General features: G+C 35.6%; 18 protein-coding genes. 9 read left to right on the top strand and 9 right to left on the bottom strand.

Going from position 1 to position 16,898, the window contains the following annotated elements; all coding sequences use genetic code 11:
- Positions 1 to 154 precede the first annotated feature (154 nt).
- Both murI and J7R05_RS04700 read right to left on the bottom strand, forming a co-directional pair.
- Positions 155 to 967 carry a glutamate racemase gene (murI, locus tag J7R05_RS04695; protein WP_208541388.1) on the bottom strand — a complete coding sequence of 271 codons (813 nt, stop codon included), beginning with the start codon at positions 965 to 967 and terminating at the stop codon, positions 155 to 157.
- Positions 960 to 1,799 carry an RNA methyltransferase gene (locus J7R05_RS04700; RefSeq protein ID WP_208541389.1) on the bottom strand — a complete coding sequence of 280 codons (840 nt, stop codon included), beginning with the start codon at positions 1,797 to 1,799 and terminating at the stop codon, positions 960 to 962. The genes murI and J7R05_RS04700 overlap by 8 nt, the downstream gene beginning before the upstream one ends.
- Positions 1,800 to 2,121: 322 nt before the next feature.
- Here J7R05_RS04700 and sfsA point away from each other — a divergent pair, with 322 nt between their 5' ends.
- The 3 genes from sfsA to radC are packed head-to-tail and all read left to right on the top strand — an operon-like array spanning position 2,122 to position 4,473.
- Entirely contained in the window at positions 2,122 to 2,847 is a 726-nt protein-coding gene (gene sfsA, locus J7R05_RS04705; protein ID WP_208541390.1) for a DNA/RNA nuclease SfsA, read from the top strand.
- Positions 2,831 to 3,661, top strand: a complete 831-nt coding sequence (gene map, locus J7R05_RS04710; protein ID WP_208541391.1) for a type I methionyl aminopeptidase — start codon at positions 2,831 to 2,833, stop codon at positions 3,659 to 3,661. The genes sfsA and map overlap by 17 nt, the downstream gene beginning before the upstream one ends.
- 17 nt (positions 3,662 to 3,678) lie before the next feature.
- On the top strand, positions 3,679 to 4,473 hold the full coding sequence (gene radC / locus J7R05_RS04715; RefSeq protein ID WP_208541392.1) for a RadC family protein: 795 nt from the start codon (positions 3,679 to 3,681) through the stop codon (positions 4,471 to 4,473).
- A gap of 48 nt (positions 4,474 to 4,521) precedes the next feature.
- On the opposite strand, the gene J7R05_RS04720 is transcribed toward radC, so the two are convergent.
- From J7R05_RS04720 to J7R05_RS04735, 4 genes are all read right to left on the bottom strand, one after another.
- Positions 4,522 to 4,734 (bottom strand): DUF3126 family protein, encoded by a 213-nt coding sequence (locus J7R05_RS04720; protein WP_010701184.1) that lies wholly within the window; start codon positions 4,732 to 4,734, stop codon positions 4,522 to 4,524.
- Between the two features lie 853 nt (positions 4,735 to 5,587).
- Entirely contained in the window at positions 5,588 to 6,361 is a 774-nt protein-coding gene (locus tag J7R05_RS04725; RefSeq protein ID WP_010703737.1) for an alpha/beta fold hydrolase, read from the bottom strand.
- Positions 6,358 to 6,804: a DUF192 domain-containing protein gene (locus J7R05_RS04730; protein WP_208541393.1), complete on the bottom strand. Its 447-nt coding sequence runs from the start codon at positions 6,802 to 6,804 to the stop codon at positions 6,358 to 6,360. Before J7R05_RS04730 ends, J7R05_RS04725 begins: the two co-directional genes overlap by 4 nt.
- A 186-nt stretch (positions 6,805 to 6,990) precedes the next feature.
- Positions 6,991 to 7,566: a cold-shock protein gene (locus J7R05_RS04735; RefSeq protein ID WP_208541394.1), complete on the bottom strand. Its 576-nt coding sequence runs from the start codon at positions 7,564 to 7,566 to the stop codon at positions 6,991 to 6,993.
- A 304-nt stretch (positions 7,567 to 7,870) separates the two neighbouring features.
- Here J7R05_RS04735 and J7R05_RS04740 point away from each other — a divergent pair, with 304 nt between their 5' ends.
- The 5 genes from J7R05_RS04740 (at position 7,871) to J7R05_RS04760 (ending at position 12,737) form a co-directional block, all read left to right on the top strand.
- A complete protein-coding gene (locus J7R05_RS04740; protein ID WP_078689745.1) occupies positions 7,871 to 9,004 on the top strand; it encodes an ABC transporter substrate-binding protein in 1,134 nt (377 codons plus the stop codon).
- Between the two features lie 122 nt (positions 9,005 to 9,126).
- Positions 9,127 to 10,203 carry a branched-chain amino acid ABC transporter permease gene (locus J7R05_RS04745; RefSeq protein WP_208541395.1) on the top strand — a complete coding sequence of 359 codons (1,077 nt, stop codon included), beginning with the start codon at positions 9,127 to 9,129 and terminating at the stop codon, positions 10,201 to 10,203.
- Positions 10,203 to 11,261 (top strand): branched-chain amino acid ABC transporter permease, encoded by a 1,059-nt coding sequence (locus J7R05_RS04750; protein WP_078689743.1) that lies wholly within the window; start codon positions 10,203 to 10,205, stop codon positions 11,259 to 11,261. The genes J7R05_RS04745 and J7R05_RS04750 overlap by 1 nt, the downstream gene beginning before the upstream one ends.
- Positions 11,258 to 12,040 (top strand): ABC transporter ATP-binding protein, encoded by a 783-nt coding sequence (locus tag J7R05_RS04755; RefSeq protein WP_208541396.1) that lies wholly within the window; start codon positions 11,258 to 11,260, stop codon positions 12,038 to 12,040. Before J7R05_RS04750 ends, J7R05_RS04755 begins: the two co-directional genes overlap by 4 nt.
- Positions 12,027 to 12,737 carry an ABC transporter ATP-binding protein gene (locus tag J7R05_RS04760; RefSeq protein ID WP_208541397.1) on the top strand — a complete coding sequence of 237 codons (711 nt, stop codon included), beginning with the start codon at positions 12,027 to 12,029 and terminating at the stop codon, positions 12,735 to 12,737. Before J7R05_RS04755 ends, J7R05_RS04760 begins: the two co-directional genes overlap by 14 nt.
- A 101-nt stretch (positions 12,738 to 12,838) precedes the next feature.
- Here the strand turns inward: J7R05_RS04760 and gatA are convergent, their stop codons facing one another.
- Positions 12,839 to 14,323, bottom strand: coding sequence for an Asp-tRNA(Asn)/Glu-tRNA(Gln) amidotransferase subunit GatA (gene gatA, locus J7R05_RS04765; protein WP_208541398.1), 1,485 nt, complete (start codon positions 14,321 to 14,323; stop codon positions 12,839 to 12,841).
- A gap of 29 nt (positions 14,324 to 14,352) precedes the next feature.
- Positions 14,353 to 14,640 (bottom strand): Asp-tRNA(Asn)/Glu-tRNA(Gln) amidotransferase subunit GatC, encoded by a 288-nt coding sequence (gene gatC, locus J7R05_RS04770; protein WP_078663314.1) that lies wholly within the window; start codon positions 14,638 to 14,640, stop codon positions 14,353 to 14,355.
- A gap of 155 nt (positions 14,641 to 14,795) precedes the next feature.
- Here gatC and ruvX point away from each other — a divergent pair, with 155 nt between their 5' ends.
- Entirely contained in the window at positions 14,796 to 15,275 is a 480-nt protein-coding gene (gene ruvX / locus J7R05_RS04775; protein ID WP_010703727.1) for a Holliday junction resolvase RuvX, read from the top strand.
- Here the strand turns inward: ruvX and J7R05_RS04780 are convergent.
- Positions 15,260 to 16,885: an acyl-CoA dehydrogenase family protein gene (locus J7R05_RS04780; RefSeq protein ID WP_208541399.1), complete on the bottom strand. Its 1,626-nt coding sequence runs from the start codon at positions 16,883 to 16,885 to the stop codon at positions 15,260 to 15,262. The genes ruvX and J7R05_RS04780 overlap by 16 nt on opposite strands.
- Positions 16,886 to 16,898 lie beyond the last annotated feature (13 nt).

Genomic DNA, 16,898 nt, shown 5'->3' on the forward strand with positions numbered 1-16,898 from the left:
AGGTCAAAATATAGACCTCAAGGAAACGCACCCTCCTCTGCCTTCTAAAGTGAAGACTGACAGGATATCTCACACACAAATTTGAAAGCTATCCACGGGACACGTCAATTAATATTATTTTCTTAAAAGAAAAATTTAAAATAACTTTATTCAATTATACTTTAAAGTCAACTCCCTTTACTATACTAAAACCAAACTTTTGTAATAAATGCTCAGTTGCAACTCCTATAGTTTGCGATGTAAATAAAGCACAGTCTTCATGTTTCTTTATGTTTTTATTTTGTATTTCCTCTAATAATAACGATCTGGTGCGCCTGGCTATAGCTTTTGCTGGATCAATCCAACTTACCGTCCATAAAGCCTGCTTGTGAAATAAATTAATTAAAAAAGGATAGTGTGTGCAAGCTAAGACAATAACATCTGTATATTTGCCATTTTTCTCAACAAAGCACGGTAAGATTTCATGACGCAATCCTTTGTCATCGATAGGATTTCCACGTAAATAATTTTCAGCAAATCCTGCAAGTTTTGTACTCCCTACAAGCTGAACATGGCACTGATTGGCAAAAGAATCTATTAATTTATGTGTATATGCACGTTGAATCGTCCCAGGAGTTGCTAACACTGAAATAAGACCTGACTTTGTCTTTTTAGCTGCTAATTTAATTGCAGGTACAGTTCCAACAAAAAGAATATTAGGAAATTTTCGTCGTAAATCTGTTATCACCAATGTAGAAGCCGTATTGCAGGCAATAACACATAAAATAGGATTATAAAGTTTTAATAGATTTGTAAAAATCTTTAAAATGCGTTGTTTCAAAGCATCTTCACTCCAAATACCATAGGGAAATCCTGCATCATCAGCAACATAAATAAATTGGAATTCAGAAATAAGAGCGCGTACTTCCTCCACCACTGTTAACCCACCAATACCGCTATCAAAAAAAAGAAGTGGTCGCTCACTCATTAGTATTTATACCTGTTGTGATTTTCTTTTTGCGATTACGCCCCACAGGTACACCGCTACCCCGTGGAAATTCAGGTGAAAAATGATCTAGTGAAGATATAACTCCCCGTAGCAGTCGAATTTCAGATTCACTCAATTTAGCACGTGTAAAAACAGAGCGTATATTGAGGACCATCACCTCTTTGCGTTCTTGCGGTCTAAAATATCCACGAGAATCCAAAGCATTTTCTAATTGCGATAAAAAACCGTGCAGCGTGGCCTTATCCGCTGATTTCATTTCTGCTACACGAAAAGCCGTATCGTTTAAATCATCTAAACCAGATTTCATCCATTCATAAGACATCAACAAAACTGCTTGTGCAATATTCAATGAAGCAAAAGCAGGATTAACCGGAAAAGTAACAATTTCATCAGCAAAGCTAATTTCATCATTTTTAAGCCCCCATCTTTCTCTACCAAATAAAATACCTATTTTATGCCCAATACCTTCATGATAACGTAAAATACCTGCTGCTTCTACAGCACTTCTAACCGTCTTAAAACCACATCTTTTACGTGCTGTTGTGCCCAAAACATAATTTAAATCTGCGATTGCGTCATATAATGTATTAAAAACTAACGCATTATCAATAATATGATCAGCTTTACTGGCTGCAGCTCTAGCTTTTTCATTTGGAAATACTTCCCGTGGTTTAACCAGCCGAAGATTAGATAGTCCAAAATTTGCCATCGCTCTTGCCACCATACCAATATTTTCTGGCAATTGCGGCTCAACTAAGACAATAATTGGACCATTCATTATATTTTGACGTCTCCTATTTGTCCCAGCCATTTCATTTCACCGATCTTCATAAATCATATCTCTATAGCTATTTTTTTCTGCAACTCAACCTCTCAAATCAATACTCCATGAAATAACCTTTTTAGTGACAAATTGTAGTCAATTTTATCTTCTCAATAGAAATTCATTGATTTATCTAAAAAAGGATTAAGTATGAATTCCGAAAGAAAAATGACTCTTGCACTCATAACAATGTTATTGATTGTTACAACTATTATTTTTTATGCCAATGTAACTATATCTGATGTGCTTCAACTCATCTAAATATAAGTCTTGAGTTGAATTATAAGATTATGCCCTTTAATAAGGGAATATGTTCTTTGTTCCTGAACTCTATCCTGCAAAGCTTGTCCGCCGTTATAAACGCTTTCTTGCTGATGTCAGAAAGAATGATCAGCATATCTTTACCGTTTCAGTGCCCAACACAGGCTCGATGCTTGGGTTAACAACTCCCGACTCTAATGTTTGGCTTTCATACAGTAATGATCCTAAGCGAAAATATCCATATCGATTAGAAATTGTCGAAGCAGATAATACTTTGGTTGGCGTTAATACAACTTTACCTAACAAACTTGCATTAGAAGCAATTCAAAATGGCTTATTGCCCGAATTAAGTGGATATAAAACCATTTTAAGTGAACAACGCTACGGTACACACTCACGTATTGATTTTCTTCTACATGATGACACCCTTCCAGAATGTTATCTGGAAGTAAAAAACGTTCATTTCATACGTCAAAAGGGATTAGCAGAATTTCCCGATACCGTAACAAAACGTGGTGCACGCCATCTTGATGAGCTCATAAAAATTGTGCAACAAGGAAAGCGAGCAGCTATGCTTTATATCATTCAACGAGAAGATTGCTCAGCTTTTACAGTTTGCCGTGATCTTGATCCCACTTATGGATGTAAATTTGATTTAGCTTTAAAATCAGGGGTAGAATTTTATGCTATAAAATGTCACGTAAGTATAAAAGGTATTTTTCCGATTCACCAAGTAAAAATAGAAAATAGCAAGAAAAATGATCAGTTATATTGAATATAATAAAGTACCCTTAAAATTTAATGGACAAATTCGTATCTTTGACGACTATGCTTTTTCTGAAATGCGTAAAGTTGGTCGCATTGCAGCAGAATGCCTTGATGCACTCACAGATATCATTAAACCTGGTATCACTACACAAGAAATTGATGATTTTGTCTTTATTTATGGAGCTGAACGCGGTGCTTTACCTGCTGACTTAAATTATCATGGATACAGCCACTCATGCTGCACATCTATCAATCACGTTGTTTGCCATGGCATACCCAATAAAAGGCCTTTGCAAGAAGGTGATATTGTTAATATTGATGTAACATTCATTCTCAATGGTTGGCATGGAGATTCAAGTCGCATGTATCCTGTTGGAAAAATCAAGCGTGCTGCAGAACGCTTGCTAAAAATAACCCATGAAAGCCTTATGAGGGGAATTGCAGCAGTTAAACCTGGTGCAACTACAGGTGATATTGGCGCAGCCATTCAGCGTTATGCAGAATCTGAACGGTGCTCAATTGTGAGAGATTTTTGTGGTCATGGAATTGGTCAACTTTTTCATGATGCACCAAATATTTTACATTACGGAAACCCAGGGGAAGGTGAAGAGCTAAAACAAGGTATGATATTCACAATTGAACCCATGATTAACCTTGGCAAGCCACAAGTTAAGATTTTATCTGATGGCTGGACTGCTGTGACACGTGATCGTTCACTTACTGCACAGTATGAACATACTATTGGCGTAACAAATCAAGGATGCGAAATATTTACTGAATCTCCTAAAGATATTTTTTATGTTCCAAGTTCATATGCTTAAATAAATGTAGTAATATTATGGTTAAAAAATCAAATAAAAATGGAGTCATGCAAAACAATTCCTTTGAGCTAACATCAAGTGCTTCACTTAATCCGATAGCACAAACAAAAAATGAAAAGCTTAAAACAAATTCAAAAATAACTAAACATTATGAAGGACATCGTGAACGTCTGCGTAAACGCTACTTAAAAACGAAGGGCAATGCAATTGAGGATTATGAATATCTTGAACTATTGCTTTTCCGTACTCTTCCTCGAGTAAACACAAAAATAATAGCCAAAGATTTAATAGAACGTTTTGGCTCATTAACTGATGTGTTGAACGCTGATATTAACCTTCTTCAAGAAGTTCCTGGATGTGGCCCAGCTACTGCAATAGACTTAAAAATTATTTCAGGTGTCGCAGGACGCCTTGCTCGTGCACAACTGTCTAAGCGTGATATTTTTTCCACGTGGGATAAAGTATTAGCTTATTGCAAAGCTGTTATGGCACATGAAACACGGGAACAATTTCGTGTTCTATTTCTTGATAAGAAAAACGGTCTACTTTCTGATGAGGTGCAACAAACTGGCACTATCGATCATACTCCTGTCTACCCTCGTGAAATTGTCTCTCGAGCTTTAGAATTATCTGCATCAGGGCTTATCTTAGTTCACAACCACCCTTCCGGCGATGCTACACCTTCTGATGCAGATATATCAATGACGTACAGATTAAAAGATATTGCCAATGCACTCGGAATTATTCTTCACGACCACCTTATTATCGCGCGTAACGATTACACAAGCTTTAAAGCACTAAAACTTATATAAACCAATTGAATGCAGAAGAAAATCGTATTCCAATTACAATTAATTGCGTCACTTTCCTAGATCAATATCTAATATAGCCATTGAGAAGTTATAGGATAATTCATCTTCATCCTCGTCCCGGTAAATAATACCCAAAAATTCATCCCCGATATAAACTTCACAAGAATCATCTTTTTTCGGCCGTGCTTTTACTTGCAATGCTGAATTTTGGAACGTCTTTTTAAAATAACTATCAAGTTTTCTTATTTCATCAGCATTCACCGCACTCTCCTACATTTTAAGATTATCAATTAATTCTTTTTTTGCAGATAAAATACTTCTATGATTCTGCAAAGATGGTAAAAATTTTTTATTCCCAATCTTTAATCATGTTATTTATGTTTAAAACAAGATCATTTTTACAAACTTTATTGAATAACTTTTAATAAAAATCCTATAATTATTATTAAATTTTAAAATAAAAAAATAAACAACAATCTTCGTTTTATTTTTTTATTTAACCCCCTCTTCTATAAAGATATTAGAAACATACCTTAAATATCAACCGCCACAATGCTTAGTTATTTTACTTCAAGTAAAGTTATTATAAATAAAAACATTATTTCCTACAAACAATGTTTTACTTACCATGAAACTTTTTGCATGATCTACAGTAATCTTTTTCCAATAATTATTTACTAAGTAAATAAATACCAACAGAAAATATCTTTGAAAAATAATTTACTCTTTTATTTTTATAGACAATAACTTTGAACTCAAAAAGAGAATAAGTTCAATTAATTTATTGTGAAGAAGATTTTTATTCTAGCATAAGTTGTGTTAAATTTATAGCAGTTACGATTTGTCTATAAAAATCTATGATATAAAAATTATTCCATTTATTTTGCAAATTAAAAAACTGAAATATTTAATTGAATTATATTATTTATTTCAATATTTTTATATATAAAAATTAAATTATAATATAATCGCTTAATGTAAGCTTTTACCAATATCTTTCTGTCTTTAAACATAAGCTGTACAATAAAACAGAAATTCCGGATAAGCTTTTTATATTATTCAAAATAACAAAATGTTAAATTTTATTTCAGCTTTCTATAATTATAAATGAATTTCATGCAATCGGATAACGAGAAAGAAAGTCGATAACACCTTTTTTATAAACCTGATCTCCCACAGCAAGCATATGATCTCTTCCTGGAATTTCTAACACTTCACCATGTGGCAACAAAGCTACTAATGGTTCTGCCTCACCACTGATATCATCCAACGAACCAACAGCAACAAGTGCAGGTTGCTTGATTTTATGAACATCAGACTCTGTTAATTTTTGTGCTGATGTCATGATACAAGTAGCAAGAGCGCGTCTATCACTTTTAGTTTGATCTACAAATTTACGGAACATCAGACCACGCGCATTAGTAATGGTTGAAACATCTTCTGCTAAAAGAGCTTCTGAAACGGGTTTCCAGTCACCTCCCCCTGTTACCATACCAATCCCTAAACCTCCAAAAATAACACTATGCACATATGTTGGATACAAAAGCGCCATAAATGCACTGATCCGAGCACCCATGGAATATCCCATAACATGAACTTTAGATAATCCTAAGTGTTGAAGCAATTTAACCGCATCGCCAGCCATAGCTTGAGGAGTGTAAAATAAAGGATCATAACTTTTAACTGAATCACCATGTCCACGATTATCGAGAGCTATAACTCGATAACCTGCTTCAACAAGGCTACGAAACCACCCTGTTGCATACCAATTAATCCGTGCAGAAGATCCAAAGCCATGAATCAACAAAATAGGAATACCTTGACCTTCTTCACGATAAGCAAATCGTAAACCATCGTGTTCAAAAAAATAAACATCTTTTGCCGTCATTTTCTATTACCTTTACATTTCCCACAAATAGCAGGATGAATAACACGCTGCCCTTTTTGTATGTTTTTATCGGCAACTTCACCAGCATTGAGTTCAATAGCGAAAACTGCCGGCACCATTGATGAAATAATATCTTCCGAAAATATACGGGTATTTTCAACAATTGAAACAATAATTCCCTCAGAGTTTAAAAAAATCATATCCAAGGGTAAAGGAGTATTTGCCATCCACATAAACATTTCCTGTGTATTCTCAGATGTGTTATTTACTGAACTTTTAAATAACATTACATGATTTTGAGGAAAATGAGTGCGATACATCAAGCCAGTGCTTGACTGAGCTTGTGAAAAGGCAATTTCAACATTATAAGAAAATGCACCTTGTTTTGTATTAATTACTAAGGGGGTTGAATCAACAGGAATCTGTATAGGCTTTTTTGCCATAATCACTTTTATACCTACACAAAAAAATACCCCTATACAAAAAAAGATCAATTGAATGATTTGTTTTCTTTTAGAAAACTTCAAATATCTTACTCCTTCTTAATGATTAATTTTTTAGCTTTATTAGAAGATAAAAAACATTAAAATCTTAAACAAAAGAAATAAAATAAACTATAATATTGAAATTTAATGCGTAGCAAATGGAAGTGCTATATCAGGGTAAATTTCTGCTGTCATCAGGCCTTTTTCTCCTTTACCAAAACGCACAATAACAACTTGACCAGAACGAAGCTCTGCTAAACCAAAACGACGCAATGTTTCCATGTGAATAAAGATATCTTCTGTTCCCTGCCCTCGGCTAAGAAAACCAAAGCCTTTATCACGATCAAACCACTTAACAATTGCACGCTCTAAACCACTTTCAGGAGTAACTATAATATGTGTACGTACCGGAATTTCTGATGGGTGAACAGCAGATGATAAATCAATAGACTTGACCTGGACACATTTTAATCCCCGTTCAGTTTTCTTTACAGCGCAAATAATTTTAGCGCCTTCCAAAGCTGTTTGAAATCCATCTCGTCGCATTACAGTAACATGTAATAATATATCAGGAAGACCACATAAATCAGGTACTATAAACCCATACCCCTTACTGCCATCAAACCATTTAATAACACCACTAATTTCAGTAATTTCACCACAAATATCGAAATTATCTTCAGACAGGGAATAATTTTTTAAGGTATCCTTACTCGTCATAATCAAACATGATTCCTGTAGGGTTAAATTCTACAAATTGATTCTTATCACGTTCAGTAAACATTGCTATTGTATCAACAAGCAAGCCCCAAGATAAGATTTCCCCTACATTGTAGTAACACCTAAAATTTGGCAAATTAATCCACAATATAAATACTTCTCTGAAACCTTTAATCGTATACTTCACACGGTTAATAAAGAACCTTCATACACAATGATTAATTTTTATTAATTGTGTAACTTGCATGATAATAGAGTTCAATATAAAGTATAAAATTACACTTATAAATAAGGGGAGTATACAATGCAATTGAAGAAATTCCTCACTATAATCGCTACAATGGTGATGCTTATAGCGAATGCTTATGCTAATGCTCCTATTAAAATTGGTGTTTACCTTCCATTAACAGGCCAAAATGCATTTGGAGGTCAACTTGAACTGGAAGGTATACAGTTGGCACATAAAAAAATACCTGAGATACTAGGACGTAAAGTCGAGCTTATTATTATTGACAATAAATCCGATAAAGTAGAAGCAGCTAATGCTGTCATGCGTTTAACTGCAAATGATAATGTTAACGGTATTATTGGAACTTATGGCTCTTCATTAGCATTAGCTGGTGGAGAAGTATCTGAAAAAGCAAAAACTCCTGTTATTGTGACTTCAGCAACAAATCCGCTTATTACGCATGGCAAAAAATACTCTTTTCGTACATGCTTCATTGATCCTTATCAAGGTGCAGGTGCTGCAACTTACGCAATTCAAAATTTACATGCAAAAAAAGCAGCTATATTAAAAGATATATCAAGCGATTACGCAATTGGACTTGCAAATTATTTTAATCGTTCATTCAAAAAACTAGGTGGTGAAGTTATCTTAAATTTAAATTATAATTCTGGAGATCAAGATTTTTCAGCTGCTCTCACACAAATTATAGCACAAAAACCTGATGTTTTATTTATCCCATCTTATTTTTCTGAAGGTTCCATTATCATGAAACAAGCGCGTGAATTAGGTGCACAATTCCGCATCATGGGGGGTGATGCTATGGACAACCCAGAAACTATTGCAATTGCAGGACAAGCTGCAGAAAACTTTTTACATACAACACTCCCCTACGATAAAAACATGCCAAATATGTCAAGAGCTGCACAAGAATTTACAAACGAATGGAAGACAGCTTACCCCCATAAAGAGCCAAATATCAATTCAGTTTTAGGGTACACAGCTTACATAATGTTTATGAAAGCTATTGAAAATGCTGCAAGTGCTGATCGTGAAGCAATCACTATAGAATTGAGTAAATTGAAAGATGTACAAACACCTTTTGGTAGTATGTCTATGGATGAAAATCACAATCCTCAAATCCCTATCGGTGTTATTGAAATAAAAGGTGGCAAACGTATCTATTTAAATGAAATCAAGCCTGCCATTTAATTTTAGAACATTGATTATTAAATCAAAATATAAGATCTGATTGAAAATTATTCTTTCAATTAAATTATTCAAAAATCTTATATTCTACCCTATATGAACTAACAAATGCAGAAGGACAAAAGATGAATACTGAAATGTTCATTCAGCATTTTTTTAACGCGCTAGCATTGGGATCGCTTTATGGGCTTATCGCGATTGGTTATACCATGGTTTATGGTATCTTAAGATTAATTAATTTTGCTCACGGCGATATCTTTATGTTAGGGGCATATTTCGTTTTCTTTTCTACAATTAGCTTTATGCCTGCGTGGGTTGCTGTCCTGCTTATATTGTTAGCTCTTCTCATTTATTATTCAGTGTTTATAGGGTTTAAAAAACGCCCTAAAATTTATTGGATTGCAATTCTTTTTATCCTTATTTTGGGGCTCATTTATTATTCAAAAATTGCTCCACAAAATTTCACACCGATTTGGATTTTAGCCATTTGTTTTTCAATTTTTATCACAAGTGCGCTAGGTATTGCTGTTGATCAATGTGCCTATAAGCCTTTGCGTAATGCTCCACGAATTTCGGTGCTCATCAGTGCAATTGGTATTTCCTTTTTCATTGAAAATCTTGCAACTGTACTTTTTAGTGGTGTTCCCAAGGGTGTGAAACAGCCAGATTTTCTTGTCACACCAATCCAATGGCATTTCGGACAAGGATCAGATGCAATTATTCGAATTAGCCCTATGTCCTTTATTGTTCCTGTTGTTTCCTTTATTCTTGTTGTTCTCTTGTTATGGATTATTCATAGAACAAAACCTGGTCTTGCTATGCGTGCAATTTCGCATGATATTGAAACTGCTCGTTTAATGGGTGTTTCTGTTAACAAGATTATCGCATTCACATTTGCTATAGGTTCGGCATTAGGTGCCATAGCAGGAATCATGTGGGCTTTACGTTATCCTCAAATCCAGCCTTATATGGGTATACTTCCTGGACTAAAAGCATTTATCGCTACTGTTATTGGAGGTATTGGATCAATTCTAGGAGCAATGCTCGGAGGATTATTATTAGGTTTTCTTGAAATTATGATTATCGCCTTTTTCCCAGCTTTATCTGGATATCGAGATGCTTTCGCTTTTATTTTATTAATTGTTATCCTGCTGGTAATGCCAACTGGTTTAATGGGCAAAAAAAGTCAAGAGAAAATCTAATGGCAAAATCAACTACGCTTTTTCTATCATTTATCAGTATTGTGGCTCTCATCGGTTTTTTATTTTATGCCGATACTCATTTTAATAACTATACACTGCGTATTATCAATCTTATTGCTATAAACGCCATATTGGCAATCTCTCTTAATTTGATTTACGGATTTACAGGTATGTTCTCTCTTGGACATGCTGGTTTTATGGCTATTGGTGCTTATATATGTGCAATTTTACTTCTCTCTCCTGAACAAAAAGAAATGATGTGGATTCTAGAACCGATAGCTGAACCATTGCAAAATTTGCAATTACCTTTTTTTATTGCTGTCATTATAAGTGGTTTATGTGCTGCAGCTATAGGCTTATTGGTCGCTTTGCCTATATTACGCCTTGGTGGTGACTATCTTGGAATTGCAACATTAGGTTTTGCAGAAATTATTCGCGTCATTATTACCAATGCTACATCTTTAACAAACGGTTCATTGGGAATTAAAGGAATACCCCAAAATGCTACATTGTGGTGGAATTATGGTTGGTTAGCATTTACAATTATTTTTATAACTCTTCTATTACAAAGTAATATTGGTAATGTATTGCGCGCTATTCGTGATGATGAAATCGCCTCAAAAACAATGGGCGTCAACACTTTCTTCTATCGTAGCCTTTCTTTCACTGTTGGTGCATTTTTTGCAGGTATTGGAGGTGCATTAACAGCTGCTCTTATTTCAACCATCGATCCTAAAATGTTCAACTTCCTTCTAACCTTTAATATTTTGATGATTGTTGTTGCCGGTGGTCTTGGTTCTATTACAGGAAGTATTGTAGGCAGCATTATTATTACAGTGATGCTTGAATCACTTCGTATTATTGAATCTCCATTAAATTTAAGTTTTATATATATTCCAGGAATACCAGGACTACGTATGGTTGTTTTTTCACTTCTATTGCTGATAATTATCTTATTCTGGAGAAAAGGATTATTAGGTCAACGTGAATTTTCATGGAATTGGATTTATTCCCTTTTAACAAGGAGGACACTCTCTAGTAGTGAGGAAAAGTCATGAATGACATTATTCTTTCACTTAATGATGTTATAATGCGTTTTGGCGGATTAATCGCTGTTAACAATATCAATATGGCTATTAAACGGGGAACAATTACTGGATTAATTGGTCCCAATGGTGCTGGAAAAACTACTGTTTTTAATATAATTTCTGGTTTTTATACACCTACAAATGGAAAAATTCTTCTAGACGGGAAAAATATTTGTGGTCTTTCACCTCATATTATCTGTAAACGCCATATTGCACGAACATTTCAAAATATTCGCCTTTTTTCAGGATTAACAGTATTGCAAAATGTCATGGTTGGTGCCCACGTTCGGCAAAAATACCCATGGTTTGCTTCCGCTCTTTTATTACCGAGTGCAATTAAAGAAAAAAACAAGCTTTATAAAGAATCGATGGAGATTCTTGAACGACTTCAGCTTGCTTATCTCGCCAACCAGCCAGCAACCACCTTGGCTTATGGTGCACAACGGCGTTTAGAAATTGCTCGGGCTTTAGCAACAAAACCCAAATTACTTCTTCTTGATGAACCTGCTGCTGGAATGAATCCTCAAGAAAGCGAAGAACTTAGAAAATTCATAGAAAAAGTAAGAACAGAATTTGACCTTACAATTCTACTTATTGAACATGATATGAAAGTTGTCATGGGGCTTTGCCAAGATATTTGGGTGTTAGAATATGGCCGTTGCATCGCCAATGGTACACCAGATGAAATTCGCCATAATCCTAAAGTTATTAAAGCTTATCTTGGGGGAGATATGTATGAACATTCTTGAAATAAAAAATCTTCACGTTCATTACGGCGCTATTAAAGCTATTCAAGATATTTCTATGTCCATAAAAAAAGGGAGTATAGTAACTTTAATTGGTGCCAATGGAGCAGGAAAAAGCAGTACTGTACGTTCTATTGCAGGGCTTAACCGGCCTATTTACGGAGATATTATATATAAAGGTGAATCTATTACAGAAAAGCAGCCCGAAGAAATTTTACAATTGGGCATTGCATTAAGTCCTGAAGGGCGGCGTATTATGCCTCATTTGACTGTTTTAGAAAATCTCCAGTTAGGCGCTTATATTCGTAATGACAAAGTCGGTATTGCTCATGATATTGAATGGATATTTGACTTATTTCCACGGTTACGTGAAAGATCCAAGCAATTGGGTGGTACGATGTCAGGCGGTGAACAACAAATGCTGGCTGTAGGACGTGCACTTATAAGCAATCCTGACGTGGTGATATTGGATGAACCGTCTCTTGGTTTAGCACCACTTCTTGTACAAGAAATTTTTTCGATCATCCGCAAAATTAATGAAATGGGAAAAACTGTTCTTCTTATTGAACAAAACGCATTTGCAGCTCTTTCTGTTGCCGATTATGCTTATATTTTAGAAGTAGGAAAAATTTTATTTCATGGTAAAAGCCAAGCTATGCTTTCTGATCCACGTGTAAAAGAAGCATATCTTGGCGGCTAAAATTATAATACGAAATTACAGTCCACTCCAAAAGATCTTTCCCTGTCTCTTAAGGAGAGAGTGTTTTTATTTCTTCATAAAAAATGTAAGCTTGTGATTTTTTATGGCCACCATTTTTCAGCATTTGACGTTCCCGCTGCCTGCTCTATAATGTAAGCTATCTGAAAAATTGTTTCCTCAGCAAAAGGCTTACCAATCAATTGCAATCCTAGTGGTAAACCATTTAATGATAAACCTGCAGGAACAGAAATACCTGGTAATCCCGCCATATTAACTGACACAGTACAGATATCGTTTAAATACATTGCTATTGTGTCATTCTTTATTTTTTCATCAGCAATACCAAAAGCTGATACCGGTGTTGTAGGCGTTAAAATAGCGTCAACACCAGCAGCAAAACATTGATCAAAATCACGTTTAATTAATGTTCGCACCTTTTGAGCTCTAAGATAATAAGCATCATAATAACCTGCAGAAAGAACATAGGTACCAATTAAAATACGCCGTTTAACCTCATCACCAAAGCCAGATGAGCGCGTATTCTCATACATTTCAATGACATCTTTCCCTGGCATACGAAGCCCAAAACGGACACCATCATAGCGTGCTAAATTAGAAGACGCTTCTGCAGGAGCTACAACATAATAAGCGGGCAAAGCATATTTTGTATGAGGTAATGAAATATCAATAATCTGAGCCCCTGCTTCCTTTAGCCAATCCATCCCTTTTTGCCAAAGGTCAACAATTTCAGCAGACATTCCTTCAATATAGTATTCTTTTGGAATACCAATTTTCATTCCCTTAATTGATTGACCTATATAATTTTCATAATCAGGCACAGGTACATTAACCGAAGTTGAATCTTTATCATCAAAGGAAGCCATTGATTTAAGCATAATCGCGCAATCACGCACATCTCGTCCGATAGGCCCAGCTTGATCAAGCGATGAAGCATACGCTATGGTCCCCCACCGTGAACACCGCCCATAAGTCGGCTTTATTCCAACAGTACCAGTAAATGCCGCTGGCTGGCGTATTGACCCACCAGTGTCAGTTGCTGTTGCTCCTGCACAAAGTCGTGCTGCAACAGCAGCTGCAGAACCACCTGAAGAACCACCTGGGACAAGTTTTTCATCTGATCCTTTTTTCCGCCATGGATTAATAGCTGGCCCATAATGTGATGTTTCATTAGACGATCCCATCGCAAACTCATCCATATTAAGTTTGCCTAACATAACCGCCCCATCTTTCCACAAATTAGCCGTTACTGTTGATTCGTATTTAGGTTTAAAACCATCGAGAATATATGAACAAGCTTGAGTATGGACATCTTGTGTTGCAAAAAGATCCTTAATTCCTAGTGGAATCCCCTCTAAAATACCAGCTTGCCCTTTCGCAAAACGCTTATCTGATTCAGCAGCCATTTTTGTTGCTTGTTCTGCTGTTAGCGCCACATAGACATTTAAAGTTGGATTAGCTAATTCAATTGCTTTTAAATAAGCTTCTGTTAATTCAGTTGCTTTTAGATCTCTCTTTGTTAAAGCATCACGAGCTTGTGCAATCGTTAGGGTTGTTAAATCAGTCATATTGATTCTCGAATTTTAAATATTAAAAATTACTCGACGACCTTTGAAACAAGAAAGAAATTTTCTTCTGTTATAGGTGCATTTGCTACAATTTCTGCAGCTTTATTACCATCTGTAATATTATCTTCACGCATTCGCAAAGCCATAGGCATTACCGATGTTAATGGTTCAACTCCATTGATATCAACTTCATTAAGTTGTTCTACAAACTCTAAAATGGCATTGAATTCCTTTGTCATGCGTTCTGTTTCATCATCATGAATAGCAATACGCGCTAAATGTGCCACTCTTTTGACTGTTTTATTATCAACAGACATATTATGCCTTTCTGCTCAAATTTGATTGCGACATTACTCTCTTCATGTTTTGGCTATACAAGCTCACTTCTATAAGCGCAAGAATATTGATATCTGTATCAAAACTTCACTATAAATATTAATCTAAAATATTAAGAAACTCTAAGTATAAACACATGGCTGTCATTAACATACATGAAATTACTACACATCTTTTACCCAAACAAACGATAGCAGGTTTGGATTTGGGCACAAAAACTATCGGAATTGCTATTTCTGATATCAGTTTAACCTTTTCAAATCCACGCCCCGTCATTCAGCGGAAAAAATTTACCTTAGATGCCCTTACACTTGTTCAAATCTTTAATAATGAAAATGTAGGGGTTGCCGTTATTGGCTTGCCTGTTAACATGGATGGAAGTAACGGCCCTCGTGTTCAAGCAACCCGAACTTTTGTTAGCAATATGGGAGCATATACAAAAATTCCATTTGTTTTTTGGGATGAACGATTGTCAACAATTGCTGCACAACGCTCCCTTTTAGAAATGGATGTATCGCGCGCTAAAAGAGCAGCCCGTATTGATTCTGCAGCTGCTGCTTTTATATTACAAGGCGTTCTTGATAGAATTCAGAACCTAAATCACACAGAAGGATAAAGGATCTCCAATAATTGTCCGGGATTATATCGTGCAATCATCATACCATAGGATAGTCTCCATTGTCCTCCAAGGCGGCTTTCCATGTAAGCATTTACAATATATTCCATTTCCTTATAACGTAATGATGCAGTTGCAGCAGCATATGCCACTTGCTCAACAAAAAAACGACCTGCTCCTTCATTTGTTGAAGCCATATGGATAGCAGATTTGATAATTTCAACTGCTCGCGGACCTGCTGGCCCAATATTAGTTGCAATTTTTTCTAACAGTTGCTGAAATAATCCAGGTGCTTTATTAGCTATAAGAATCGCGTCCCTCACCAATTGATTAGAATCATTATTTCTAACTATCCGTGCAGATCCATCATGTAACATTTGCGATAATGGATTGCCTTCCACAAAACTTTCTAAACCAAGCTGTGCAATAATTTCACTAACAATAGGAACAACTAATTGATTTACATGACAAGCAATAATAGGCGTCATAATACGTGCAAAAGCTGCTTCAGAGCGACTATTTGTAGCATTATCAAATGCCCGTGCTAAACGTAAAACCAATGCTTGTGAAGCAGCAATATCAAGTGCAATATCAGCAAAAATACGCTCTGTTAGTGGTGGTAAAGGCTGATTTGGCATTTTTTGTCGAAAAAAGTCTATGCCAAATTGAAGTGCTGCGCGCAAAACACCTGTTGATATCACAGACTGATCAAAGCGTGTCATAGTCTCGATATCTTTAATTATTTTAGCCCCCTCCCCAATATTTCCCAAAAGCCAACCATAACTGCCTTGGAAATGGACAACCCCCTCTGGCACCGAATATTCTCCAGAACGCTGCAATAAATAATGAATTGAGATATTATTTATTGCACCATTTTCTTGCACGCGTGGAACTAAAAAGCAGCTTAAATGACCATCTATTTCCGCACTAACAAGATACCCATCAGCGACCGGATTAATAACATTGGTTTTCACACTATTTAAATGATACAGATCACGCCCCATCTTTTCATCAAAAGAAACTTTCTGAGCAATTGGAAAACTAGAAGGATATTTTTCACTTTTTGCAACATTATCAAAAGCACAAGTAAGAGAAGCACCTTTTTTATCATCAATAGGCTTGAGGGATGAATCATATTGACGTGACAAAAGCACGTTTCGCCATCTTTTAAATAACTTAACGTCACCAATTAATACCGCAATAGCTGCACTTGTTATAATAACCTCATTCAAATGACCGGTTTCCAGACCGGCAGATAAAGCTAAACGAATAGCACGTGCCTGATAACGTATTCCACTTTCCGAAGCTATATTTTCCCACAGTGAAGTACTTAACCCCACTTGTCTAGAATATCTTTGAAGAGTATCATAGGCAGGGTGAATTTCTAACTGTTCTGTTAATTGGCTCCATTCGGTATTATAGCGTAATATTGGTCGATGGTGATTTGCTAAACGGGAGAGATCTCGTGCTTCATGGCTAGCTACAAATGCCCCTATTTCTTCAAAACTTGCTAATAAAGATGCAGGCAAATTAGATGCAATACGAAACATAAGTGTATCACTAAGAAACGCATTTTTTCGGTGGCCATTCTGTATAAACAGAGCACTCATAGTATATTCCTTA

Origin of the sequence: Bartonella capreoli, assembly GCF_902813205.1 — a bacterium.
Classification (GTDB): domain Bacteria; phylum Pseudomonadota; class Alphaproteobacteria; order Rhizobiales; family Rhizobiaceae; genus Bartonella; species Bartonella schoenbuchensis.